The following is a 24,448-nucleotide window of genomic DNA, read 5'->3' on the forward strand; positions in this document are numbered from 1 at the left end:
ACCGGCGCCTCCAAAACCCAGGCCGCCGCCGAGGTGGACGCCGCGATCGACCGGTGGGTCTGGTACGCCGGCTGGGCCGACAAGATCACCGCCGTCGCCGGCGCCGCCAACCCCGTCGCCGGACCCTACTTCAACTTCTCCACCCCCGAACCCACCGGCGTCGTCGCCGTCATCGCCCCCGACTCACCCCTGCTCGGCCTGGTCTCGGTGATCGCACCCGCGATCGTCACCGGCAACACCACCATCATCGTCGCCTCCGAGCCCGCACCCCTCGCCGCGATCACCCTCGCCGAGGTCCTCGCCACCTCCGACCTGCCCGGCGGCGTCGTGAACATCCTCACCGGACACCGCACCGAACTCGCCCCCTGGCTCGCCTCCCACATGGACGTCAACGCCATCGACCTCACCGGCGTCCCCGACGAGCACGTCCAGGACCTCGAAGAGAAGGCCGCCGGCAACCTCAAACGCGTCCACCGCCCCACCGCCACCGACTGGACCGCCGATCCCGGGACCGCGCGCATGACCGCGTTCCTGGAGACCAAGACCGTCTGGCATCCCGTCGGGGTCTAGACCCACGACCGCACGACGCCCAAGGACACGGCGGAACCGCCGTGACCTCTCCCCACTCATGCCTCGAACAGCCGGAACAGGAGGACCGCGATGGAACCCCACGGTGTTCTCGTCGTCGGCAGCATCACCGCGGACGTGACCGCGTTCAGCGCACGGTTCCCGCGGCGCGGCGAGACCGTGCTCGGCGACGACTTCACCCTCGTGCTCGGCGGGAAGGGGGCGAACCAGGCGGTCGCCTCCGCCCGCGCGGGGGCGCGGACGTGGCTCGCCGGGTGCGTCGGCCGGGACCCGTTCCGCGAGATCGTCCTGGACGGCCTGCGCGCGCACGGCGTCGAGCTGGACCAGGTCCGGACCGTGGACGGCCGCACGGGCGTCGCGCACATCCGGGTCGACGCGTCCGGCGAGAACGACATCGTCATCACTCCCCTGGCGAACGCGGACCTCGGCCCGGCGATGGTCGACGCGAGCATCGCCGCGACCGCCGGGAAGGTCGGGGTCCTGCTGCTGCAGCTCGAAGTCCCCGCCGCGACGACCTGCCACGCGGCGAAGGCGGGCCGCACGGCCGGGCTGACGGTCGTCCTCGACCCCGCCCCCGCGCAGCCGCTGCCGGACGACGCGTGGCGGCACATCGACCTCGTCACGCCGAACGAGAGCGAGGCGACCGGGCTGACCGGCGTGGAGGTGACCGACGCGGCGTCCGCAGAGCGGGCGGGGCGGTGGTTCCTCGACCGCGGCGTCGGCCACGCGCTGATCACGCTGGGCGCGGGCGGCGCCGTGTCCGTCACCGCCGCCGGCGCCCGCCACTACCCCGCCTACGAGGTCACCGCCGTCGACACCACCGCCGCCGGGGACGCGTTCACCGGGTCACTCGGCGCGGCGCTCGCGGCCGGCGACGACGTGGAACGTGCCATCAGGCGCGGGATGGCCGCCGGCGCGCTGGCGACGACCCGGCCCGGCGCGAGCCCGTCCCTCCCCGGACGCGACGAGGTGGACGCGCTGATGACCGGCACCACCCTGGAAGGAGCCGCCCGATGAGGCGCAACAACGGCACGCTCAACGGCCAGCTGGCCCGGGTCATCTCCGAGCTCGGCCACACCGACCTGCTCGCCGTCACCGACGCCGGGCTGCCCATCCCGCCCGGGGTGGAGCGGGTCGACCTGGCGGTGCGGGAGAACCTGCCGCGCTTCCTCGACCTGCTGGACGCCGTCCTCGCCGAGGTCGCCGTGGAGGGCGTCCTGATGTCGGAGGAGATCAAGGAGCACAGCCCGGACATGCTCGCCGCGATCGAGGCGCGCCTCCCGGGCGTGCCGGTGCGGTTCGTCCCGCACCCCGAGTTCAAGCGGGCCACCGGCGGCGCGCGGGCGGCGGTGCGGTCCGGGGAGTTCACCCCGTACGCGAACGTGCTGCTCACCGCGGGCGTCGTCTACTGACGGGAGATCGACATGCGGATGCAGCTGGCCGACGTCCACAAGTCGTTCGGGGAGAACCACGTGCTGCGGGGCGTGAGCCTCGCGGTCGAGCCGGGCGAGGTCGTCGCGCTGTGCGGCGAGAACGGCGCCGGCAAGTCCACCCTCACCCGGGTGATCTCCGGCGCGCACCAGCCGGACGGCGGGCGCGTCCTCATCGACGGCGAGGCCGCGGTCCTGAAGGACCCGCAGGCCGCGATGGCGCTCGGCATCGAGGTCATCTACCAGGAGTTCCAGCAGAACCTGTTCCCGCACCTGTCGGTCGCGGAGAACATGCACGTCCTCGACCGGGAGGGCCGGTTCGGGCGGTGGAGCGTGTCGCGGCGCCGGATGGCGGAGGCCGCGTCGTCCGCGCTGCGGGACCTCGGCCTGGACATCGACGTCCGGCGCCCCGTCGGCGAGCTGGGCGTCGCCGAGCGGCAGATGGTCGAGATCGCGAAGGCGATGACGCACGAGCCGCGGCTGCTGATCCTGGACGAGCCGACGGCGGCGCTGGACGAGCGCGAGTCGGAGCGGCTGTTCGAGCAGGTCCGGCGGCTGCGCGAGGCGGGCGTCACGATCCTCTACATCAGCCACCGGCTGGACGAGGTGTTCGAGCTGTCCGACCGGATCGTCGTGCTGCGCGACGGCCGCGTCACCCTGGACGAGCCCACCGGGTCGCTCACGCCCGCCCGGGTCGTCACCGCGATGGTCGGCGACGCCGTGGACGACTTCTACCCGAAGGAGCGCAACGCCACCGACCGGGTCGTGCTGCGGGTCCGGGGCGCGTCGGGCGGCGCGGCGTTCCACGGCGTGGACCTCGACGTCCGGGCGGGCGAGGTGCTCGGCATCGGCGGCGTGGTCGGCTGCGGCCGCGGCGAGCTGCTGCGCGCCCTGTTCGGCCTGCACCCGCTGACCGCCGGGACCGTGACCGTGGACGGCGAGCCGGTCAGGGCGAGCGACCCGCGGCGGGCGATCGCCGGGCGCATCGCCTACGTCACCCCGGACCGGTCCGGTGAGGGCCTCGCGATGCGGCAGTCGGTCGAGGCGAACGTGTCGCTGCCGTCCCTCGGCCGGTTCACCACGGCCGACGTCGTCCGGCGCGGCCGGGAGCGCGCCGCGACCGGGAAGGTGATGGCGGACCTGCGGGTCCGCGCGGCGTCGCCGTCGATCCCGGCCGGGTCGCTGTCGGGCGGCAACCAGCAGAAGACCCTGTTCGCCAAGTGGGTCATGACCGGCCCCCGGGTGCTGCTGATGGACGAGCCGACCCGCGGCGTCGACGTCGGCGCCAAGACCGAGATCTACCGGATCATCAACGGGCTCACCGCGGACGGCGTCGCCGTCGTGCTGGTCAGCTCCGACCTGCCCGAGCTCGTCGCCATGTCCGACCGCGTCCTCGTGATGCGCGAGGGGCGGCCCGTCTCCGAGCTCACGGGCGACGACGTGAACGAACAGAACATCCTCGAACACGCACTGGTAGGTGCCCCATGACCTCCACCGTCACGAGCCTCGCGTCCCGGTCCCGGCTCTCCTCGGCGGCCGCCGCCGCGCGCCGGCTGCGCGCGGTCTGGATGCTGCTGCTGGTCGGGGTCGTCCTGACCATCGCCTCCCCGGTCTTCCTGACGCACAACAACCTGATGAACGTCGGGCTGGCCACGTCGGTCGCGGCGCTGCTCGCGGTCGGCCAGACCTACGTGATCATCCTGGCGGAGATCGACCTGTCGGTCGGCGCGGCGCTCGGCTTCACCGCCGTCGTCACCGCGCAGACGCTCCGCGACCACGGCCTGGTCGCCGGGGTCGCCGCGGGCGTGGCGGCGGGCGCCGCGATCGGGCTGGTGAACGGGCTGCTCGTCACCAAGACGCGGATGCCGTCGTTCATCGCGACGCTCGCCACCATGTCGGTGCTGTCGGGCCTCAGCCTGCAGCTCACCAAGGGCAACCCGGTCGCCGTCACCGACTACGACTTCCAGGGCATCGGGCAGAGCCGGATCGCCGGCGTGCCCGTCCCCGTCGTGATCATGCTGGTGGTGTTCGCGGCGGCCGGGTACCTGCTGGCCCGGACGCGGTTCGGCCGGCACGTCTACGCCACCGGCGACAACACCGAGGCGGCGCGGCTGTCCGGCGTCCGCACCGACCGCGTCAAGATCCTCGCGTTCGTGATCAGCGGGGTGCTGGCGGCGCTCGCCGGGTTCATCCTGACGGCCCGATTGTCGACCGCCGAGCCGACCGCCGGCACCGGCCTGGAGCTGGAGGCCATCGCCGCCGTCATCATCGGCGGGACGAGCCTCGCGGGCGGCCGCGGCACGCTGCTCGGCACCCTCGTGGGCGCGCTCGTCCTCGGCGTCATCGACAACGGGATGAACCTCCTCGACGTGTCGCCGTTCCTGCAGAACGTCGTGAAGGGCCTGGTCATCCTGCTGGCCGTGTTCCTGGACCGCAACATCGACGTGCTGCGCTCCCTCATCCCGAAACGCGCGGACGGCACCGCGCACGGCGGCCCGTCGCATCGCGGCACCGCCGCCGCCAAGACCCGCTGACCGGTTCCCACCCCACCCCCGCGAAGGAGATTCCCATGCGCGTGGCCCGTACCACCCGCGCCGCGATCGCCGTGACCGCCGCCGCCGCGCTCGCCCTCACCGGGTGCAGCCGCGCCGGCGACGACGCCGGCGCGGACACCGGCAAGGCGTCCGGCAAGAAGGACGCGACGATCATCATGAGCACGCTGAACAACCCGTTCTTCGTCAGCGTCAAGAACGGCGCGCAGGCGCAGGCGGCCAAGCTCGGCATCAAGCTGAACGTGCAGAACGCCAACAACAGCGACGCCGCCGCGCTGAACCAGGCGACGACGGCCGTGTCCAAGCAGACCGGCATCCTCATCATCGACCCGGTCAGCACCCAGTCGGCGACGTCGTCGGTGACGCAGGCGAACGGCGCGAACATCCCGGTGATGGCGTTCGACCGCAAGCCGTCCGGCGGCAAGCTCGCGACGTTCGTCGGCTACGACGCCGTCCAGGCGGGGCGCAACGCCGCCAAGTCGCTCGCCGAGGCCGTCGGTGAGAAGGGCAAGGTCGTCGAGATCCAGGGGCTGCTCGGCACGAACGTCGCGCAGGACCGCAGCAAGGGCTTCAACGAGGAGATCGCGAAGCACAAGGGCATCACGGTCGTCGCCAAGCAGGCCGCGGACTTCGACCGCGCGAAGGCGCTCAACGTGATGACGAACGTGCTGCAGGCCAACCCCGGCATCAACGGCGTCTACGCGGCGAACGACGAGATGGCCATGGGCGCGCTGTCCGCGCTGAAGGCCCGCAACCTGGCCGGGAAGGTGAAGCTCGTCGGCAACGACGGCATCTCCGACGCGCTGGCCGCCGTCGCGGCGGGCGACATGTACGCGACCAACGCCGAGTCGCCGTTCGCGCTCGGCCAGAAGGTCATGGCGCTCGCCGCCGACATCCTGGCGGGCAAGCAGGTCGCGGCGGACGAGACGCTGCAGGGCCGGCTCGTGACGAAGGCCGGCGCCAAGGAGTACGCCGACTACCTGGTCGGGCTCGGCGACGCCGCCGACGTTCCGGCGTCCCTGAAGTAGCCCGGCTCTCGGTCCCGCCGCCCGGTCCGGGGCGGCGGGACCGTTGCCGTCCGCGCGCCTGTGCCCTCGTCATCGGGGACGGCCGAGCAGGCGCGCGGCGGCCTCGACTACGGCGTCCTCCGAGAGCAGCACGTGGGAGGCCGCGTCGCCGAGCGGGATGAAGGAGTCCTCGCTCGCGACGCGGGCGGCGCGGCCGCCGAACCCCGCGTCGGCGAGCGCCGTCAGGACGCCCTCGGACACGCCGCCCGTCCGCCTCGTCTCGTCCGCGACGAGGACGGCGCCGGTCGCGCGGGCCTCCCACAGCAGGTCGTCCACGGGCAGCGGGGCGAGCCACCGCAGGTCGAGCACGCGGCACCGGACTCCACCCGCCTCCAGGCGGCGCGCGGCCCGCAGGCTCATCCGCAGGCCGTTGGCGAAGGTGACAATCGTGAGGTCGCGGCCGTCGCCGTAGGTGCGGCCGCGCCCGAGCGGGACCGTCCCACCGGCCGGCGCCAGCCACCCGCCATCGCCCTCTTCGTGCAGGTCACGCGTGCGGTAGAGGGCGATCGGCTCCAGGAACGCGCAGACGCGGCCGTCGCGTTCGGCCGCGTCGGCGCAGGCGCGCAGCATCCCGGCGGCGTCGTCCGGCCTGGCGGGCGAGGCGATCACGAGGCCGGGGACGTCCCGCAGCGCCGCCACGGCGTTGTCGTTGTGGAAATGGCCGCCGAACCCCTTCTGGTAGGCGTAGGCGGCGATGCGGACCACCATCGGGTTCCGGTACCGCCCCGCCGAGAAGAACGGCAGCGTCGCTGCCTCGCCCCGGATCTGGTCGGCGGCGTTGTGCAGGTAGGCGAGGTACTGGATCTCCGGGACGGGCAGCATGCCCGCGAGGCCGAACCCGAGCGCGAGCCCGAGGATCGACTGCTCGTCCAGGACGGTGTCGAACACCCGCGCCGCCCCCGCCCGTTTCATCAGCCCGCGCGTGACGCCGTAGACGCCGCCCTTGCGGGCGACGTCCTCCCCGAAAACGACCATGCCGGGGCGCTCGTCGAGCAGGTCGGCGAGCGTCCGGTTGATCGCCTGCGCGACCGTGACGGGCTCGCCCCGCCCGGGCGCCTCCGCGCCGGGCGGCGGCTCGCGGTACCGGATCGGGGCCATCACCTCGGCGGCGGACGCCAGCCGCGGCGCGTCCCTCACCCGTTCCGCGCGCCGGATCACCTCGTGCCGCTTGGCCTCGTACAGCCGGACGACCTCGTCGGCGGTCGCGATGCCCCGGTCGACAAGGAGGCGCGCCGTGCGCAGCAGCGGGTCGGAGGCGAGGTCCGCGGCGATTTCGGCGGGCGTGCGGTAGGCGGACTCGACGTCCGACCCGGCGTGGCCCATCAGCCGGACGCAGCGCAGATGCAGGAAGGCGGGGCGGCGGTGCTCGCGCACCCACTCGGCCGCGCGGCGCGACGTCGCGAAGGCGTCCTCCAGGTCGCCGCCGTCGGCCGGGAAGTAGGCGAGGCCGGGCCGCGAGCCGTAGGCGGCCTCGATCCAGCCGGGCGGGGTGCGGACGCTGATGCCGATGCCGTTGTCCTCGCAGACCAGCAGCAGCGGCATCGGCAGCCCCTGGAAGCCGCAGTTGACCGCGGCGTTGATCGCGCCCGCCGCCGTCGAGTGGTTCGCGGACGCGTCGCCGAAGCCGCACACCGCCACCGCGTCGCGCGGCCACGGCGACGCGACCCCGAGCCGCGCGGCCCGTTCGATCGCGAACGCGACGCCGAGCGCGCGCGGCAGGTGCGAGGCGATCGTGGAGGTCTGCGGGACGATGTGCAGGCGTTGGCTGCCGAACACCTTGTGGCGGCCGCCCGCGATCGGATCCTCGGCCGCCGCGACGACGCCGAGCAGCACGTCCCTGAGCGGGTCCGTCTCGCCAGCCTGCCGGGCCCGCTCCAGGAAGAACGCGCCTGACCGGTAGTGCAGGAGTGCCGGGTCGTCGGGACGCAGCGCGGCGGCGACGGCCGCGTTGCCCTCGTGGCCGGACGACCCGATGGTGTAGTAGCCGCGGTCCTGGGCGCGGAGCCATCGCGCGGCGAGGTCGAGGTGCCGGCTCCCGAGCTGCGCGTCGAACAGCCGCAGGCACTCCTCGTCCGAGAGCGTGCCGGGCGCGCGCGGGGTCCCCGGCGGCTTCAGCGACGCGGCCTGCTCCAGGAAGTGGAGGTCGGCGGGCTCGGCCATGCGGGCTCCTGCAGTGCGGTGAAGCGGTCCGGTAACGAGCATCGTGCGCGCGCGCCGCCCGGGTCGACCGGTGCGAGACCACGATCCGGTTGTCAGGTGGCCAAGGGATGCTTAACGCGCGTGCTCGGCGGGCGAAGCGTCAGCCGGGCTTGGCCTCGCGGTAAGCAAGCCGCGCTCTGCCCGATCTTGGCCGCGCCCGGCGGCCGGTTCAGTGTGGGAACCGTGCTCACCTCCGTCATCGGCGGCGCCCGGATCCCGGCGGGGCCGCGCTCATACCGCTCCACCGATCCCTCCCGGTCCGCGGACCTGGTCGCGGAGGTGTCCCTCGCGGACGCCGCCGGCCTCGCCGCGGCCTGCCGGGCGGCGCGCGCGGCGCAGGACGCCTGGCGCGACGTGCCGGCACCGGTCCGCGGGCAGGTCGTCGCGTCGATCGGCCGGCTCGTCGAGGCGAACAAGCCGGCGCTGGCGCGCGTCGTCGCCCGCGAGGTCGGCAAGCCGTACGCCGAGGCGCTCGGCGAGGTCCAGGAGATCGCCGACACGTGCGCGTTCTTCCTCGGCGAGGGGCGGCGGCTGTACGGGCAGACCGTCCCGTCGGAGATGCCGGACAAGCAGCTGTTCACGTTCCGCGACCCGGTCGGCGTCGTCGCCGTGATCACGGCGGGGAACTTCCCGGTCGCGGTGCCGTCCTGGTACATCGTCCCGGCGCTGCTGTGCGGGAACGCGGTGGTGTGGAAGCCCGCCGAGTACGCGGCGGCGTGCGCCGATGCGTTCTACCAGCTGTTCGCGCACGCGGGCCTGCCGGAGGGCGTGCTCAACGTCGTCTACGCCGACGGCCCGGAGACCTACGCGGGGCTGGAGCGGGCGCTCGGCGAGGGGCTCGTCGACAAGGTCGGGTTCACCGGGTCAACGGAGGTCGGGTCGCGGATCGGCGAGCTGTGCGGGCGGCACCTGCAGACGCCGTGCCTGGAGCTCGGCGGCAAGAACCCGATGGTGGTGACCGAAGACGCCGACCTGCCGCTCGCCGTCGAGGGCGCCCTGTTCTCCGGCTTCGGGACGGCCGGGCAGCGCTGCACGTCCCTCGGGACGGCGATCGTGCACGAGTCGCTGCACGGCGCGTTCGTCCGCCTGCTGGACGAGGCGGTGCGCGCGGCGCCGGTCGGCGACCCGTTCGAGGACGTCCTGTACGGCCCGCTCATCAGCGAGCGGTTCGCCGCCGGGTTCGAGAAGACGCTCGGCTGGGTCGGCGGCGGCCACGCGGTGCACGGCTCGTCCGGCACGGGGCGGATCACCGCGGCGAACCCGCGCGCCGGCTTCGTCGGGGACCCGGAGGCCGGGCTCTTCTACCACCCGGTGATCGTCGACGGCGTCGGTCCCGCCGACGAGCTGTTCATGAACGAGACGTTCGGCCCGGTCGTCGGCGTCGTCCCGTACCGGACGCTGGACGAGGCGATCGCGCTGGCGAACGCGCCGGGCTACGGCCTGTCCGCGTCGATCTACACCACGGACCCGGCGAAGGTGTTCCGGTTCCGGCGGCGGATCTCCGCCGGGATGGTCAGCGTGAACAACTCGACGTCCGGTGCGGAGGCGCACCTGCCGTTCGGCGGGAACGGGCGGTCCGGCAACGGCAGCCGCCAGTCCGGCGTCTGGGTGCTGGACCAGTTCACCCGCTGGCAGTCGATGAACTGGGACCACTCGGGGCGGCTGCAGAAGGCGCAGATGGACGTCGCCGAGATCGTCCCCGACCTGGGCTTCCGGCTGTAGGGGCGGGCGATGGGGCACGAGGCGGACGTCGTCGTCATCGGCGGCGGGGTGATGGGGACGAGCATCGCGTTCCACCTCGCCGAGGCCGGGGTGCGGGTGGTGCTGGCCGAGCGGGACGAGCTGGGCTCCGGGTCGACGTGCAAGGCGGCGGGCGGGGTCCGGGCGCAGTTCTCCGACGAGGTGAACATCCGCCTCGGCGCCCGCAGCCTGGAGGCGTTCGCGCGGTTCGGCGAGCGTCCCGGCCAGGAGATCGACCTGCACCGGGTCGGGTACCTGTTCCTGCTGTCGCGGCCCGAGGACGTCGCGGCGTTCGAGGAGAGCGTCGCGCTGCAGAACGAGCTCGGCGTGCCCAGCCGGATGATCACGGTGGCGGAGGCGCGGCGGCTGTCCCCGCTCATCGAGACCGGCGGGCTCCTCGCCGCCGCGTTCTCCCCCGACGACGGGCACTGCACGCCGGAGTCGGTCGTCCTCGGGTACGCGACCGCCGCGCGGCGGCACGGCGCGACGCTGCTCACGCACTGCGAGGTGCTCGGGATCGACGCGGACGGCGGTGAGGTCCGGGCGGTGGAGACCTCGCGGGGACGGATCGCCGCGTCCGCCGTCGTGTGCGCCGCCGGGGCGTGGTCGGCGCAGGTGGGCGCGATGGCCGGCGTCGACCTGCCGGTGGAACCGCTGCGGCGGCAGATCGCGTTCACCGGGCCGATGCCGGACCTGCCGCGTCCCGTGCCGATGACGATCGACTTCACGACCTCGTTCTACTTCCACGGCGAGGGCGAGGGGCTGATGCTCGGCATGTCCGACCCGGACGAGCGGCCCGGCTTCCTGCTCGACCGGACGGACGCGTGGCTGCCGCGGCTCACCGGCGCCATCGCCGCCCGCGCGCCGCGCCTCCTCGACGCGGGCCTCGCCGGCGGATGGGCCGGGCTGTACGAGGTCACCCCCGACCACAACGCGCTGATCGGCGAGGACGGCCGGGTGTCCCGGTTCCTGTACGCGACCGGGTTCTCCGGCCACGGGTTCCTGCAGGGCCCGGCGGTCGGGGAGGTCGTCCGCGACCTGTACCTGCGCCGCGAGCCGTTCGTGGACGTCGCTCCCCTGCACGCCGCGCGGTTCGCCGGCGACCGCCCCCGCCCGGAGATCAACTGTGTCTGACGTGCTCGCGCTGATGGACGAGTGGGGCCCCGAGCGGGTCGTGTGCGTGTCGGACGCCCGGACCGGGATGCGCGGCGTCCTCGTCATCGACAACACCGCCCTCGGGATGGGGAAGGGCGGCATGCGGATGAGCCCGGGCGTGACGGTCGCGGAGGTCGCGCGGCTCGCCCGCGTGATGACCTACAAGTGGGCGGGCGCCGACCTGTTCTTCGGCGGCGCGAAGGCCGGGATCGCGGCCGACCCCGCGTCCCCGGACCGGGAGGGGATCCTGCGGGCGTTCGTGCGGGCGCTGGCGCAGGAGATCCCGGCCCGGTACGTCGCGGGCCTCGACATGGGACTGACGGAACGGGACGCGGCGATCGTCCAGGACGAGCTGGGCGACCGCGGCGCGGCGGTCGGCACCCCGCACGCGCTGGGCGGCATGCCCTACGACGAGCTGGGCGTGACCGGGTACGGCGTCGCGGAGGCCGCCGACGCCGCCGCGCGCGACGCGGGGCTGGAGCTGTCCGGCGCGCGGGTCGCGGTGCAGGGGTTCGGCGCGGTCGGGCACGCCGCCGCGCGCCGCCTGGCGGAGCTGGGCGCGACCGTCGTCGCGGTGTCGACCGTCCACGGTGCACTGCACGACCCCGACGGTCTGGACGTCGCGCGCCTTCTCGCGCTGCGCGGCGAGGCCGGCGACGCGGCGGTGAAGGAGTACGGCGGGCGGCTCCTGGACGTCGGCGCCGAGCTGCTGGTGCCCGCGGACGTCCTCGTCCCGGCCGCGCTGCAGGACGTGATCGGCGAGGACGTCGCCGGGCGGATCCAGGCGCGGATCGTCGTGGAGGGCGCGAACCTGCCGACCGACCGCGCGGCGCAGCGGGTCCTCGCGGAGCGCGGCGTCACGGTCGTCCCCGACTTCGTCGCCAACGCCGGAGGCGTCGTCGCGGCCGGGTTCGCGATGGACGCCCGCTACTCGGCGTTCCGCCCCGACCCCGGCGCGGTGTTCGCGGCGGTCTCGTCGAAGATGCGCGACAACACCGCGAAGGTGCTCGCCGCCGCCCGCGCGCAGGGCACGACCACGCACGAGGCGGCGCTGGCGCTCGCGCAGGACCGCGTGCGCGCCGCGATGGAGCTCAAGGGCCGGTGGCGCCGCTGATCTCCGCCTCCACGTCGCGCGCCACGTCCATCAGCCCGCGCAGCGCGTCCTTCACCAGCGGGTTGCTGTTGGAGGTGCGGCGCAGCACGGTCACGTGGCGGCGCGGCGTGCGGCGGCTCAGCCGCAGCGTCCGCAGGCCCGGATGCGGGACGCAGCCGAGCGCCGGGACGAGCGCGATGCCGAGGCCGCAGCCGACGAGCCCGCACACCACCGCGTAGTCGTTGCTGCGGAACGCGATGTTCGGCGTGAACCCGGCGGTGCCGCACAGCCGCAGCAGCGCCTGCGCGCCGCAGCTGTCGGGGCGGCTCGCGATCCACGTCTCCGACCGCAGGTCCCGCAGCCGCGCGGTGCGCCGGCCCGCCAGCGGATGCCCGGCCGGGACGCACAGCACCAGGTTCTCGTCCATCACCGGCGTCTCGATGATCTGGTCGGGCCAGCCGCGCGGGAACAGGTCGTACCGGTAGACGAGCTGCAGGTCGAGGTCGCCGTCCAGCAGCTCGGGCAGCAGCTCGTCCGGTTCGCCCTCCGACAGCTTGATCTCGATGCCGGGCCGGATCCGCGACAGCTCCGCCAGCACCCGCGGCAGGATGCGGGCGCTGGCGGTCGGGAAGCTGCCGAGCTGCAGCGCGCCGCGCTCGCCGCTGGCGACGGTGCGCAGCTCCCGCTCCAGCGTGGCCAGCGCCGACAGCACGTCGTTGCCCTTGCTGACCAGCAGGAACGCCGCGCTGGTCGGCCGCACGCTGCGGGCCCGGCGCTCGAACAGCACCAGCCCGCAGGCGCGCTCCAGCGCGGCGACCTGCTGGGAGACGGCGGACGCGGTGTACCCGAGGTTGCGGGCGGCGTCCGCGAACGACCCGGTGCGCACGACCTCGCGCACGGTCTGGATGTGCAGGGGACTGATCATCGGTGCTCCCCGTCGACCGGCGGCGCTTCGACGTCTCCCCGCGGACGCCCCCTCCTTCCGTTCTAGTCGTGCGCGGGCCGTTTCGCCACCAGCGTCAGCACGTCGTACTTGGCGACGGACGCGCCGTCCTGGTTGGTGACGTCGGTGTCCCAGCGCACCTCGCCGTAGTCGGCGCCCTCGCGCGGCGAGATCTGCTTGGCGGTCAGCGTCACCGTCAGCTCGTCGCCGGGCTTCACCGGGGTGAGGAACCGCAGGTTCTCCAGCCCGTAGTTCGCCAGCACCGGCCCGGGCGCCGGCTCGACGAACAGCCCCGCCGCGAACGACACGACGAGGTAGCCGTGCGCGACCCGGCCGCCGAACAGCGGGTTCCTGCGGGCCGCCTCCTCGTCGGTGTGCGCGTAGAAGGTGTCGCCGGTGAACTCGGCGAAGTGCCCGATGTCGTCGAGCGTGACGACGCGGGGCCCGCCGACGGCGGTGTCTCCGACCCGCAGGTCCTCCAGGTGCTTGCGGAACGGGTGCTCGTCGGTGACGGTGCGGTCGGTGCCGGGCACCCAGCGGCCGGTGAGCGCGGTGAGCATCGCGGGCCCGGCCTGGACGGCGGTGCGCCGCATGTGGTGCACGACCCCGCGGATCCCGCCCATCTCCTCGCCGCCGCCGGCGCGCCCCGGGCCGCCGTGGACGAGCGCGGGCAGCGGCGACCCGTGCCCGGTGGACTCCTTGGCGTCCTCGGAGTTCAGCACCAGCAGCCGCCCGTGCCAGGGCGCAAGGCCGAGGACGACGTCGCGCGCGAACTCGGCGTCGGCGGTCACCACGGACCCGGCGAGGCTGCCCCGGCCGCGCGCCGCGAGCGCGATCGCGTCCGCCGCGTCCGCGTGCGGCATCAGGGTGCTGACCGGGCCGAACGCCTCGACCTCGTGCGGCTCGGCGCGCCCGGTGTCGTCGGCGCGCAGCAGCACCGGCGACATGAACGCGCCGCGCTCGGCGTCCGCGCCCCTCACCTCGACCCGCTCCGGGTCGCCGTACACGATCCGGCCCGCGTCCGTCAGCGCCTTGAGCGACCGGCGGACCTCCTCGCGCTGGTCGAGGGTGGCGAGCGCGCCCATCCGCACGTCCGGATCGGCCGGGTTCCCGACCGTCACCCGCGCCAGCCGCTCCTGGACGGCCTCCGTCACGGCGTCGATCAGCGCGGCGGGGACCAGCGCGCGGCGGATCGCGGTGCACTTCTGCCCCGCCTTGACGGTCATCTCCGCGACCAGCTGCTTGACGTACAGGTCGAACTCGGGCGTGCCGGGCGCCGCGTCGGGGCCGAGGACCGAGCAGTTCAGCGAGTCGGCCTCGGCGTTGAACCGGACGGCGTTGCCGACGATCGCCGGATGCGTCCGCAGCAGCCGCGCCGTCGAGGCAGAGCCGGTGAACGCCACGACGTCCTGCTCGGTGAGGTGGTCGAGCAGGTCGCGCGGGTCGCCGCAGACCATCTGCACGCTGCCCTCCGGCAGGATCCCCGACTCCACGACCAGCTCGACCAGCCGGGCCGTCAGGTACGCGGTCTGGCTCGCGGGCTTGATCAGGCTCGGCATGCCGGCGAGGAACGCGGGCGCGAGCTTCTCCAGCGGCCCCCAGACCGGGAAATTGAACGCGTTGATCTGCACCGCGACGCCGTGCGACGGCGTGCACAGATGCTGGCCGACGAACGTGCCGCCCTTGCCGAGCGGCTCGACGCCGCCCTCCACCAGCACCGTGTCGTTCGGCAGCTCACGCTTGCCCTTGCTCGCATAGCCGAACAGCACACCGATGCCGCCGTCGACGTCGAACTTGGAATCGCCCAGCGTTGCGCCCGTCCGCGCGGACAGCGCGTACAGCTCCTCGCGGTGCTCCCGCAGGTGGGACGCCAGCGCCTTCAGCAGCGCGGCGCGCTGGTGGAACGTCAGCTCCCGCAGCACCGGCCCGCCGACCGCCCGCCCGTGGTCCAGGGCGGCGCCCATGTCGACCCCCGCGGAGGAGATCCGCGCGATCTCCTCCCCCGTGACGGCGTCGTGCAACGGCGCCCCCTCGTCCTCCGGAGCACGCCATGAACCCGACACATAGCTGCGCAGCACGACCACCGGGACCTCCTCGTCCGCATATCTCTGGTTCTTCCTGCCACGATCGGCGCGCGTTCACGCCTTGCAGACATGACAGCCCAGGACGGGTTTCTTTGTCGACATGCTGCCTCGCGGCAAGGAGGATTCCGGCTGCGAGGGACACGGAGGCCGGTGATCTTGCGCAGGGCGGAGGCCGGGGCCCCGCCCCTCAGTTCTCGACGAGGAGCCTGTCGCCGTCGTCCCTGGAGACGGACATGACGAGCGGTGCCCCGTGCCCGCCGGGGAAGTCGACGGCGATCCGCTCCGGCCCCCGCCGCTCCCACCGGCCCTCGCGCTCGGCGAGGCGGTCGTCGGGAGCGGGACGGTGCTCGGTGACGGTGCCGTCCGGGCGGAACTCCAGGCGCCGCCGCGGGCGGCGGGCCGGAGGGAGCGGCCGGCCTTCCGGCCGGTACACCGCCGCGGCCGGGGTGTCCTCCTCGAAGGCGTGGACCCACGTGCCCGTGACGGGGGCCGGCGTGCCGTCCGTGCCGCTTCCTCCGGTCATGGCGCCTCCTCCGGCGATCGTCCCGTCATCCGCCGAAGCGGTGGCCGACGAGCCCGAGCGCGTCGTGGATGTCGGTCAGGGCCTCCCGGGTCAGGCGCTCGGTGTCGTGGAGCAGCCGTTCGACGTCGGCGTCCTGCGCGACGTACCCCGGAGTCTGAGCCTCCACCGGCCTCGTCTCGGGCGCGGGCGCGGCGGGTGTCGCGGGCGCGGCCTGGTGCGCCACGAGGAACGAGGCGCGCGTCCCCTCGAGGCAGGCGTTGATCCGCTCGCGCTGGCCGCGGGTGAACATGAACATGCTGTCGTCGTCCACGTAGTCCATATAGTTCATGAACATGTCGCCGTTCGGGCCGTTGTTGCAGGTGACGTGCGGGAACGCCGGCTTGCCCACGTTGGAGTTGGCCTGGTTCGGCGTGTCCGCGACGCGGTCGTCGTTGCTGCACGCGCCGTCGTCGTCGCCCCAGATGTGGAACAGGTCGAGCCAGTGCCCGATCTCGTGCGTCGCCGTGCGGCCGCCGTTGTACGGGGCCGCGGCGGTACCGGTCGTCCCGAAGGCCGAGTGCAGGATGACCACGCCGTCGGTCTGCGGCGGGCCGCCGGGGAACTGCGCGTAGCCCAGCAGGCCCTCGCCCAGCTGGCACACCCACAGGTTGAGGTACTGGTCGCTCGGCCAGGGATCGGCGCCGCCGCTGGCCGCCGCCTTCACGGCGTCGTGCGAGTCGAAGCCGGTGCGGTCCGTCTCGGCCCTGACGATCCCTCCCGTCGGGGCGCCGTGGGGATCCACGGTCGCGAGCGCGAACTCGACCTCGATGTCGGCCACCAGCGGCTTCCACGCGTCCGGCACCCGCGACACGTCGGGGTTGGCGGCGCGGAAGTCCCGGTTGAGGACGTCGATCTGGCTGTGGATCTGCGCGTCGCCGATGTTCTGCGCCGGGGTGCGCGGGTTGTGCACCACGTGGACGACGACCGGGATGGTGACCACGCCGCTGCGGACGGAGGCGCGCCGCCCGGTCTCGTACTGGAGAGCCCGGTTCTCGATGCGCGCCCGCTGCGCCCGGTAGGTCATGCTCTCGTTCAGCAGCCGGCGGTGGACGTGCATGGCGCCGCACAGGTCGCGCGACGGGGCCGGGAAGGGGTTGTACTCGGTCATGGTGGTCCTCTCGGATCTCGCGGCCGAGGCCCGCCTCTCCCGCGCGGGCCTCCCCCTGCCGTGCCGGGAGCCCTACCAACCACCACCGGCACCCTAAGCTCGAAAAGCCGCAAACTACCGTCAAACCCCCAGACGTCTACATTTCACTCGGCATTCACGACCCACCCGAACGAAGTTACAGATCTTGATGATCTGTTCCTCCGTTCACTACGCTGCGCGCATGCCCACGCTCTCCCGCGTCTCCGCCGAGCTGACCGGCCTGCGCGCCGCCGCCCGCGCGGGGATGATCGGCCCGATGCCGCCGGCCGCGCTGCTGCGGGCGGCGCGCGCCCTGCGCGCCTACGGGCCGCTCGGCGCCGTGACCTCGCTGCCCGCCCAGCGCTTCCCCGACCGCGTCGGGCTCGTGGACGAGCGGGGCCCGCTGACGTTCGCCGAGCTGGAGCGGCGCTGCAACGCCCTCGCCAACGCGTTCCGGGAACGCGGCGTCGGCCCGGACTCCACCGTCGGCATCCTGTGCCGCAACCACCGCGGCCTGCTGGAGGCGATGTCGGCGGCGGCCAAGACCGGCGCGTCCGTGCTGTTCCTCAACACCGACTTCGCCGCGCCGCAGCTGCGCGACGCCGTGACCCGCGAGGGCGTCACCGTCCTGGTGCACGACGAGGAGTTCGCGGCGGTCGCCGACGGCCTCGACCTGCCCCGCCACACCGACGCCGGCCTCGACGCTCTCATCGCCGAAGGCGGCGCCGCTCCCCCGCCCGCGCCGTCCCGGCACGGCTCGATGGTGATCCTCACCAGCGGCACGTCCGGCCGGCCGAAGGGCGCGCCGCGCTCGCAGTCGCCGTCGATGGCACTGCCCGGCGGCATCCTGTCGAAGGTGCCGTTCCGGGGCCGCGAAGCGATGTTCGTCGGCCCGCCGCTGTTCCACGGGTTCGGGCTGACCTGCGCCGTCCTCGCGCTCGGCCTCGGCTCCACCCTCGTGCTGCGCCGCCGCTTCGACGCCGCCGCGGTCCTGGCCGACCTCGCCGAGCACCGCTGCACGTCGCTGATCGCCGTCCCGGTGATGCTGAACCGGCTGCTCGCCTCGCCCGCGCTCGACGCCCGCGACCTGTCCCGGCTCAAGGTCATCCTCACCGGCGGAGCGCGGCTGGACCCCGACCTCGCCCGCCGCACCGCCGAGGCGTTCGGGCCCGTCCTGCACAACTTCTACGGCTCCACCGAGGCGTCCTGCATCACCATCGCCACGCCCGAGGACCTCGCCGCCGCGCCCGGCTGCGTCGGACGCCCGCCCGCCGGCACGACCGTCGCGATCCTCGGCGACGACGACCGCCCCGTCGCCCCCGGCGCGACCGGCCGGATCTTCGTCGACTCGCCCGCCCGGTTCGGGGGCTACACCGGCGGTGGCGGCAAGGAGGAGGTCGGCGGGCTGATGGCCGTCGGCGACCTCGGCCATGTCGACGAGGGCGGCCGGCTGCACGTGGACGGCCGCGCCGACGACATGATCGTCTCCGGCGGGGAGAACGTCCACCCGGGCGAGGTCGAGGACCTGCTGGCCGCGCATCCCGCCATCGCGGAGGCCGCCGTCGTCGGCGTCCCCGACGAGGAGTTCGGCCAGCGCCTACGCGCCTTCGTCGTCGTCGCCGCCGACGGCGAGGGCCTCGGCGAAGACGACGTGAAGAAGCACGTCGCCGCCAACCTCGCCCGCCACAAGGTGCCCCGCGAGGTCGTCTTCCTGGACGCCCTCCCCCGCAACCCGGCGGGCAAGGTCCTCAAGCACACCCTCCCGGAGCCCTGACCGGCCGCGCCGCCCACCATCATCGCGGTGACCGGCGCCGAGGTCCGGCGCGGCGGGCTGAAATACTCGTGACCATGACTTACACGGCCGACGGCGACCGATACGAACGAATTCCCTACCGGCGGTGCGGGCGCAGCGGGCTGCGGCTCCCCGCGATCTCGCTCGGGCTGTGGCACAACTTCGGCGACGACCGCCCGATCGACGTCCAGCGGGCGATCCTGCGGCGGGCGTTCGACCTCGGGGTGACGCACTTCGACCTCGCCAACAACTACGGGCCGCCCTACGGGTCGGCGGAGACCAACTTCGGCCGCATCATGCGCGAGGACCTCGCGCCCTACCGGGACGAGCTGATCATCTCGACGAAGGCCGGCTACGACATGTGGCCCGGCCCGTACGGCGAATGGGGGTCGCGCAAGTACCTGCTCGCCAGCCTCGACCAGTCCCTGAAGCGGATGGGGCTGGACTACGTCGACATCTTCTACAGCCACCGGTTCGACCCGGACACGCCGCTGGAGGAGACGATGGGCGCGCTGGACCACGCCGTCCGGTCCGGGAAGGCGCTGTACGCGGGCATCTCGTCGTACTCGCCGAAGCGCACCGCGGAGGCCGCGCGGATCCTGCGGGAGATGGGGACGCCGCTGCTGATCCACCAGCCGTCCTACTCGATGCTGAACCGGTGGATCGAGGGCGGCCTGCTCGGCACCCTGGAGGAGGAGGGCGTCGGCTGCATCGCGTTCTCGCCGCTGGCGCAGGGCATGCTCACCGGCAAGTACCTCGGCGGCATCCCGGAGGGGTCGCGGGCCAGCCGGAACACCTCGTTCTCCAGCGACCTGCTGACCGAGGAGAACGTCCGGCACGTCCGGACGCTCGACGAGATCGCCCGGGGGCGCGGCCAGTCGCTCGCGCAGATGGCCCTCGCCTGGTCGCTGCGGGACGCGCGGGTCACCTCGGCGCTGATCGGCGCGAGCAGCGTCGCGCAGCTGGAGGAGAACCTCGCGGCGCTGGACCGGCTCGACTTCACGCCGGACGAGCTGGAGGCGATCGACCGGGACGCGGTGGAGGCCGGCATCAACATCTGGGCGGCGTCCAGCGCCGACTGACCGAAGGCGGCGGCGGAGTCTGCATCGTCGTCCCCGGACCGGGCACGACGGCGGCATGGAAGAGATGACGCTGCGCAGTGCCGCATTCGACGATCACACGCTCATGCCGTCGGAGTACTCGCACGACCGGGGCGACGTGTCGCCGCCGCTGGAGTGGTCGCCGGTCCCGGAGGAGGTGGTGGAGCTGGCGCTGGCCTGCGAGGACCCGGACGCCCCGGTCGGGACGTTCGCGCACTGGCTGGTCGCCGGCATCGACCCCGTCACCACCGGCCTGGACGCCGGGGAGCAGCCGACCGGCGCGGTCCTCGGCCGCAACGACTACGGGACGGAGGGCTACGGCGGGCCGAAGCCGCCGGCCGGCGACGACCCGCACCGCTACTTCTTCCGCCTGTACGGGCTGTCGGAGCCGTCCGGGCTGCGGGACGGCTTCACCGCGGAGGAGCTGCGGGACGCCGTCGAGGACAAGGTCGTGGCGTCGGGCACGCTCGTCGGCACGTTCGCCCGGTGACCGCGGGGAGCCCCGGCCCGGACGACGACGACCGCGGCCGCGAGGACCACGACGGCCACGACGGCCACGAGGACCGGGAGCCGGTCAAGGAGCCGGCAGGGAACGAGCCGCTGACCGCCCGGAGCGCGCTGGGCCTGCGGGCGGTCCTGTCGGGCGTCGCGCTGGTGGCGGCGGTCGCGGCGGCCATCGTGTTCGGCATCGTCGCGAACCGCGACGGGAGCGGGTCGGCCTGGGGCGCGGCGGTCGTCTGCGTGATCGTCGCCGCGATCGCGGCGGCGGACCTCGCGGTGATCGCGCGCCGCGCCCGGGGCCGCTGATCAGTGCCGGTGGGACGGCGCGGCCAGCTCGGGGTGGGCCAGCAGCCAGGAGATCCGCTCGCGGCTCTCGTCGTCGGTGGGCGTGTAGACGACCAGCCGGGCGCCCGCCGACCCGGTGATGTCGAGGTTCGTGGTGCGGGTGCGGATCTCCTCGACCACGGGGTGCCGGAACACCTTCACGCGCGGCCCCGGCAGGGCGACCTCGTGCTCGGCCCACAGCCGCGCGAACTCCGGGTTGGCCGCCTGGAGCCGCTGGACCAGCTCCTTCCAGCCCGGCTCGTTCATGTGCCGGCTGTAGCGGTACCGGAACACCGCGACGTGCATCGGCATCTCCTCGGCCATGTTCCCGACCGGGTTGCAGCACGACGGCGTCGTGAACGTGATCCACATCGTGTTGCGCTCGCACGGCGGAAACGTCTCCAGGCACGGGAAGATCGCCGTGAAGGCGGCGTTCCAGGCGAGCACGTCCGAGCGGGCGTTGCACACCGCCGCGGGCAGCGGCAGCAGCTCGTCGAGGATCGCCTGCATGTCCTCGGGCAGCTGCCGGGCCTCGTCCGGGGGCTCCGCCTCCGGTACCTCGGCGAGCCGGTACAGGTGCTCGCGCTCGGCGCCGTCGAGGCGCAGCGTGCGGGCCACGGCGTCCAGCACCTGGGTGCTGGCGTTGATCGGGCGGCCCTGCTCGAGCCAGGTGTACCAGGTGACGCCCACCCCGGCGAGCTGCGCGACCTCCTCGCGGCGCAGGCCGGGCGTTCGGCGCCGCTGCCCCGGCGGCATGCCGACCTCGTGCGGGGTGATCCGCTCGCGCCTGCTGCGCAGGAACTCCGCCAGTTCGGTGCGGCGGCGGGACGTCCTGCGCCCGGTCGCCGTTCCGGTCGTCGTCACGGTTCCAGCCTGCCCTTCGCGCGGGGTCGTTACCAGGTGCTGCCAGTACCAGTATCAAGGGGCTCTCGTTACCGGTACCGGATCGGCGCCAGTGTCGTTCCCATGACACAGACAACCGATCTGCGCGGGGTCATTCCCGAGCGGGATGCGCGGAGCGGTCCCGGAGGCCTCGTCCTCGGCCTCCTGCTGCTGGGACAGTTCATGGCCATCCTCGACGTGAACATCGTCAACGTGGCGCTGCCGACGATGCGGGCGGACCTGCACGCGTCCGGCGCGGGACTGCAGCTGATCGTCGCCGGCTACACCATCACCTACGCCGTGCTGCTGATCACGGGGGCGCGGCTCGGCGACATCGCCGGGCACCGCCGGACCTACCACGCCGGGCTGGCCGCCTTCACGGTGATGTCCCTGGCCTGCGGGCTGGCGCCGTCCACCTGGCCGCTGGTCGGGTTCCGGTTCCTGCAGGGCGCCGGGGCGGCGCTGATGACGCCGCAGGTGATGTCGATGATCCAGCGGAACTTCACCGGCGCGGCACGGGCGCGCGCGCTGGGCTTCTACTCGGCGGTGATCGCGGGCGGCGTGGTCGTCGGCCAGGCCGCCGGGGGGCTGCTGGTGAGCGCGGACCTGTTCGGCGCGGGCTGGCGGACGGTGTTCCTCGTCAACGTCCCGATCGGCGCGGTGCTGCTGGCGGCCGGGCCGCGGCTGCTGCCGCGCGACGGCGGCGGCGCGCGGCGCGGGGACCTCGACCTGCGGGGGCTGCTCACGCTGTCGCCGGCCGTGCTGCTGTTCGTCGTCCCGCTGATCCTCGGGCACGAGCTGGGCTGGCCGCTGTGGGGGTGGTTCTCGCTGGCGGCGAGCGCCGCGTTCCTCGCCGCGTTCGTCGCGGTGGAGCGGGGCGTGGCGGCGCGCGGCGGCCGGCCGCTGGTCTCGCCGCGGGTGCTGCGGGCGCCGCGGCTGCTGCCCGCCTGCGGGGCGCTCATGCTGGCGCCGGGGACGTGGGGCTCGTTCCTGTTCACGACGACGCTGCACCTGCAGGGCGACCTGAGGATGTCGCCACTCCGGTCGGGGCTGGCGTTCGTGCCGTGCGTCGCCGCGTTCGCGCTGGTGGGGCTGAACTGGCAGCGGCTGCCCGTCCGCTGGCACCGGCGGGTGATCCCGGTGGGGTTCGCGATCGCGGCGGCGGGCTACCTGTGCGTCGGCCCGCTGGCCGGCGGCGGCGTCGCGTACGAGGCGCTCACCGCGGTGATCGGGTTCGGCCTCGGGGTCATGTCTATCATCATGACGGTGGGGCTGGAGCACGTCCCGGCCGCGGACGCGGCGGACGCCAGCGGGCTGCTGCTGACGCTGATGCAGATCAGCCAGGTGATCGGCGTCGCGACCATCGGGACGCTGTTCCTGACCGCGGCGGAGTCGAGCGGTTCGACCCGGCACGCCGAGTACGCGACCGGGTGGGCGCTGGGGGCGGTCGCGCTGGCCGGTACCGCGTTCACGGTGCTGCTGGCCCGCGGCCGGGCCGCCGCCCGCGACGCCTGACGCGCTCCCCGCCTTACGCGGAGCCTCAACGCGGAGCCTCAGTACGCGGTGAGCCGGGCGCGCGCGGCCTCCACGGCGGGCGGCAGGGGGCGACGCTCGCCTGCCAGCCGTGGCAGCGCGCGCGCCGCGTCGGCGAGCCCCGCCCGGCCGTCGCGGCTGCCCAGCGCCGCGGCGGCCATCCGGGCGACGGCCGGGAGTGGGCGGCGCAGCCAGGCCGTCAGCAGCCCGTTGCGGATCTCCCGGCGGCGCCGCGCCGACGGGTTCCGGCCGCTCTGCGACGGATGGTGGTGCACGACCAGCTCGGGGACGTAGGCGAGGTCCCAGCCCGCGGCGGCCAGGTCGAGGGCGAGGAGCTCCTCCTCGCCGGCGAAGTGCAGCACGTCGGAGAAGCCCCCGGCGTCGAGGTAGGCGTCGCGGCGGACGATGGCCGAGCAGGCGAGGAAGCCGAGGACGGCGGGCCCGGGCACGCCGTCCGGCCGCCCGAGCGGCGACCGGGACATCGCCTCCGACACCGGCTCCAGGTGCTCGTCCTCGCCGACGAGGACGCGGGCGGCCAGCAGCGCCGTCCGCGGGTGGGCGTCGAGGATCTCCACGGCTCGTTCCAGCGCTCCCGGCGCCCACCAGGAGTCGTCGTCGGCGAACGCGACATAGCGGGTCGCCGCCTCCCGCACGCCGACGTTGCGGGCGGCGGCGCCGAGGTTGCGTCGCAGCCGCAGCACCCGCGCGCCGGCGGCCTCCGCGACCTCCGCGGTGCCGTCGGCGGAGCCGTTGTCGGCCACGATGACCGGCGCGGTGTGCCGGCCGAGGCTGTGGCGGAGTTCGGCGGCGCGGTCGCGGGTCGCGACCACGATCGTGACGTCGGGCATGCTCTCCCCCGCTCCCATCAGCTGACGTACCGGCGCGCCTTGGAGGTCCGCTGCGCCTCCTCCAGGCTGCGCAGCCTGGTCTCGACGTCGCGCGGCAGCGTGCGGCGCTCCCGGGCGACCCAGCGCGCCCCGGCGGCGGCCTCGGCGAGCGCGCCGGCGGTGACGCGGTCGCGCGGCAGCGTGCGCAGCAGCCCGGCGGTGCGGCGGAACGCGACGGGCAGCGGGCGGCGCAGCCAGGTGAACCACAGCGTGTTGCGGATGCCGTGCCGGCGCCGCAGGTGCGCCTCGCGCAGCGGGGACGGCTCGTGGTGCACGACGACGTCCTCGGCGTAGCAGAGGTGCCAGCCGAGGGCCATCAGGTCGGCGCTGAGCAGTTCCTCCTCGCCGCCGAGCCACAGCCGGGCCGAGAACCCGCCGGCCTCCCGGAACGCCTCGGCCCGCAGCATCGACGCGCCCGCCAGGAACGAGCCGAGCGCGGGCCCGGGCAGCCAGGACGGCCCCGGGACGGGCGAGTCGCGCAGTTCCGGGACGATCGGGTCCTCGCGCCCGCCGGGCTCGACCAGGATCCGCCCGGTCACCACGGCGAGCCGCGGGTGGGCGTCCAGCAGATCGGCGGCGCGCGGCAGGGCGTCCGGTTCCCACCAGGTGTCGTCGTCGCAGAACGCCACGTACGGGGTGCGGACGTGGTCGACCGCGAGGTTGCGGGCGACGGCGCCGAGGTTGCGCTGCGACCGGATCAGCCGGAAGGCGGGGAACTCCTCGGCGACGGCGTCGGGCGTCCCGTCCCGCGAGGCGTTGTCCACCACGATGACGGGGGGCGGCCCGGGCAGGGCGCGCAGCCGGGCGAGCGTCGCCAGCAGCGAGCGCCGGCGGTCCCGGGTGATGACGACGAGGGTGCAGCGCATGGCACGCCCCGTACCCCCCGCCCC

General features: G+C 74.2%; 22 protein-coding genes. 14 read left to right on the top strand and 8 right to left on the bottom strand.

The features are described from left to right. From AB0C78_RS32120 to AB0C78_RS32145, 6 genes are all read left to right on the top strand, one after another. On the top strand, positions 1-570 hold a 570-nt coding region (locus AB0C78_RS32120; RefSeq protein ID WP_360755158.1), incomplete at its 5' end, for an aldehyde dehydrogenase family protein. A gap of 90 nt (positions 571-660) precedes the next feature. Further along, positions 661-1,605, top strand: coding sequence for a ribokinase (locus tag AB0C78_RS32125; protein WP_360755160.1), 945 nt, complete (start codon positions 661-663; stop codon positions 1,603-1,605). Continuing rightward, a complete protein-coding gene (gene rbsD, locus AB0C78_RS32130) occupies positions 1,602-2,000 on the top strand; it encodes a D-ribose pyranase (protein ID WP_360755162.1) in 399 nt (132 codons plus the stop codon). The genes AB0C78_RS32125 and rbsD overlap by 4 nt, the downstream gene beginning before the upstream one ends. Before the next feature lie 12 nt (positions 2,001-2,012). Next, positions 2,013-3,506, top strand: a complete 1,494-nt coding sequence (locus tag AB0C78_RS32135; RefSeq protein ID WP_360755165.1) for a sugar ABC transporter ATP-binding protein — start codon at positions 2,013-2,015, stop codon at positions 3,504-3,506. Continuing rightward, positions 3,503-4,552, top strand: coding sequence for an ABC transporter permease (locus AB0C78_RS32140; RefSeq protein WP_360755167.1), 1,050 nt, complete (start codon positions 3,503-3,505; stop codon positions 4,550-4,552). Before AB0C78_RS32135 ends, AB0C78_RS32140 begins: the two co-directional genes overlap by 4 nt. 35 nt (positions 4,553-4,587) lie before the next feature. Next, entirely contained in the window at positions 4,588-5,598 is a 1,011-nt protein-coding gene (locus tag AB0C78_RS32145; protein ID WP_360755170.1) for a substrate-binding domain-containing protein, read from the top strand. 69 nt (positions 5,599-5,667) lie between these two features. Here the strand turns inward: AB0C78_RS32145 and AB0C78_RS32150 are convergent, their stop codons facing one another. After that, positions 5,668-7,797: a thiamine pyrophosphate-dependent enzyme gene (locus tag AB0C78_RS32150; RefSeq protein ID WP_360755173.1), complete on the bottom strand. Its 2,130-nt coding sequence runs from the start codon at positions 7,795-7,797 to the stop codon at positions 5,668-5,670. Between the two features lie 222 nt (positions 7,798-8,019). Between AB0C78_RS32150 and AB0C78_RS32155 the strand changes: the two genes are divergently transcribed. Genes AB0C78_RS32155 through AB0C78_RS32165 form a run of 3 tightly spaced genes read left to right on the top strand, consistent with a single transcriptional unit; the run spans position 8,020 to position 11,845 of the window. Beyond that, positions 8,020-9,558: an aldehyde dehydrogenase family protein gene (locus AB0C78_RS32155; RefSeq protein ID WP_360755176.1), complete on the top strand. Its 1,539-nt coding sequence runs from the start codon at positions 8,020-8,022 to the stop codon at positions 9,556-9,558. Between the two features lie 9 nt (positions 9,559-9,567). Further along, positions 9,568-10,710 carry an FAD-binding oxidoreductase gene (locus tag AB0C78_RS32160; RefSeq protein ID WP_360755178.1) on the top strand — a complete coding sequence of 381 codons (1,143 nt, stop codon included), beginning with the start codon at positions 9,568-9,570 and terminating at the stop codon, positions 10,708-10,710. Next, positions 10,703-11,845, top strand: coding sequence for a Glu/Leu/Phe/Val dehydrogenase (locus AB0C78_RS32165; RefSeq protein ID WP_360755181.1), 1,143 nt, complete (start codon positions 10,703-10,705; stop codon positions 11,843-11,845). The genes AB0C78_RS32160 and AB0C78_RS32165 overlap by 8 nt, the downstream gene beginning before the upstream one ends. Here the strand turns inward: AB0C78_RS32165 and AB0C78_RS32170 are convergent. The 4 genes from AB0C78_RS32170 to AB0C78_RS32185 all read right to left on the bottom strand — a co-directional run bounded on the left by AB0C78_RS32170 (position 11,823) and on the right by AB0C78_RS32185 (position 16,521). Then, the gene (locus tag AB0C78_RS32170; protein WP_360755184.1) at positions 11,823-12,749 is read right to left on the bottom strand and encodes a LysR family transcriptional regulator; all 927 of its coding nucleotides are present in this window, start codon (positions 12,747-12,749) and stop codon (positions 11,823-11,825) included. The genes AB0C78_RS32165 and AB0C78_RS32170 overlap by 23 nt on opposite strands. Before the next feature lie 62 nt (positions 12,750-12,811). Then, positions 12,812-14,851: a phenylacetic acid degradation bifunctional protein PaaZ gene (gene paaZ / locus AB0C78_RS32175; RefSeq protein ID WP_360755187.1), complete on the bottom strand. Its 2,040-nt coding sequence runs from the start codon at positions 14,849-14,851 to the stop codon at positions 12,812-12,814. A gap of 187 nt (positions 14,852-15,038) precedes the next feature. After that, on the bottom strand, positions 15,039-15,374 hold the full coding sequence (locus tag AB0C78_RS32180; protein ID WP_360755189.1) for a hypothetical protein: 336 nt from the start codon (positions 15,372-15,374) through the stop codon (positions 15,039-15,041). A 25-nt stretch (positions 15,375-15,399) separates the two neighbouring features. Then, positions 15,400-16,521, bottom strand: coding sequence for a zinc metalloprotease (locus AB0C78_RS32185; RefSeq protein ID WP_360755192.1), 1,122 nt, complete (start codon positions 16,519-16,521; stop codon positions 15,400-15,402). 220 nt (positions 16,522-16,741) lie between these two features. Here AB0C78_RS32185 and AB0C78_RS32190 point away from each other — a divergent pair, with 220 nt between their 5' ends. From AB0C78_RS32190 to AB0C78_RS32205, 4 genes are all read left to right on the top strand, one after another. Next, positions 16,742-18,313 (top strand): AMP-binding protein, encoded by a 1,572-nt coding sequence (locus tag AB0C78_RS32190; RefSeq protein WP_360755195.1) that lies wholly within the window; start codon positions 16,742-16,744, stop codon positions 18,311-18,313. Positions 18,314-18,387: 74 nt separating this feature from the next. Next, complete coding sequence (gene mgrA, locus AB0C78_RS32195) at positions 18,388-19,413, top strand: L-glyceraldehyde 3-phosphate reductase (RefSeq protein WP_360755198.1); 1,026 nt, start codon at positions 18,388-18,390, stop codon at positions 19,411-19,413. 64 nt (positions 19,414-19,477) lie between these two features. Beyond that, entirely contained in the window at positions 19,478-19,921 is a 444-nt protein-coding gene (locus tag AB0C78_RS32200; RefSeq protein WP_360755200.1) for a YbhB/YbcL family Raf kinase inhibitor-like protein, read from the top strand. Continuing rightward, positions 19,918-20,238 (top strand): DUF6343 family protein, encoded by a 321-nt coding sequence (locus tag AB0C78_RS32205; protein ID WP_360755203.1) that lies wholly within the window; start codon positions 19,918-19,920, stop codon positions 20,236-20,238. The genes AB0C78_RS32200 and AB0C78_RS32205 overlap by 4 nt, the downstream gene beginning before the upstream one ends. Here AB0C78_RS32205 and AB0C78_RS32210 read toward each other — a convergent pair whose 3' ends face one another. After that, entirely contained in the window at positions 20,239-21,120 is an 882-nt protein-coding gene (locus AB0C78_RS32210; protein ID WP_360755205.1) for a helix-turn-helix transcriptional regulator, read from the bottom strand. Between the two features lie 102 nt (positions 21,121-21,222). Here AB0C78_RS32210 and AB0C78_RS32215 point away from each other — a divergent pair, with 102 nt between their 5' ends. Next, entirely contained in the window at positions 21,223-22,653 is a 1,431-nt protein-coding gene (locus AB0C78_RS32215) for an MFS transporter (protein WP_360755208.1), read from the top strand. A gap of 38 nt (positions 22,654-22,691) precedes the next feature. Here AB0C78_RS32215 and AB0C78_RS32220 read toward each other — a convergent pair whose 3' ends face one another. Both AB0C78_RS32220 and AB0C78_RS32225 read right to left on the bottom strand, forming a co-directional pair. Further along, complete coding sequence (locus AB0C78_RS32220; protein WP_360755212.1) at positions 22,692-23,519, bottom strand: glycosyltransferase family 2 protein; 828 nt, start codon at positions 23,517-23,519, stop codon at positions 22,692-22,694. Positions 23,520-23,536: 17 nt separating this feature from the next. Beyond that, positions 23,537-24,424 (bottom strand): glycosyltransferase, encoded by an 888-nt coding sequence (locus AB0C78_RS32225; RefSeq protein WP_360755215.1) that lies wholly within the window; start codon positions 24,422-24,424, stop codon positions 23,537-23,539. Positions 24,425-24,448: the final 24 nt, after the last annotated feature.

The organism is Actinomadura sp. NPDC048394 (genome assembly GCF_040651755.1).
GTDB classification, from domain to species: domain Bacteria; phylum Actinomycetota; class Actinomycetes; order Streptosporangiales; family Streptosporangiaceae; genus Spirillospora; species Spirillospora montaniterrae.